At 54.7% G+C, this 372-nt stretch carries 2 rRNA genes; both read left to right on the top strand.

Annotation, left to right across the window (positions count from 1 at the left end):
- Positions 1 to 100 (top strand): 23S ribosomal RNA (locus AC1DWA_RS33810); the annotation flags it as partial.
- Positions 101 to 252: 152 nt separating this feature from the next.
- Positions 253 to 370, top strand: a 5S ribosomal RNA gene (gene rrf / locus AC1DWA_RS33805).
- Positions 371 to 372 lie beyond the last annotated feature (2 nt).

The raw sequence follows: 372 nt of genomic DNA, 5'->3' as shown, positions 1-372 counted from the left end.
GGGGTAAGGCCCCCGGCAGACCACCGGGTTGATAGGCCAGAACTGGAAGTGCAGTAATGCATGCAGGTGACTGGTACTAATAGGCCGAGGACTTACCACAAAGAAGCTACGCGTCCACTGTGCGGTATCTGAAACAACACACAGATACCTTGATTTCGATCATCCATCATCGATCACCCCTTGATATTSACGGGTGGTGGGTGTGTGGAGGATCTGGATCACAGGTTGGTTACTGTGACAGTTTCATAGAGTTACGGCGGTCATAGCGAAGGGGAAACGCCCGGTCCCATTCCGAACCCGGAAGCTAAGCCCTTCAGCGCCGATGGTACTGCACTCGACAGGGTGTGGGAGAGTAGGACACCCGCCGAACAC

This window comes from Rhodococcus sp. P4_F3_2, assembly GCF_056401335.1.
This window is presented reverse-complemented; position numbering and strand designations above follow the sequence as displayed.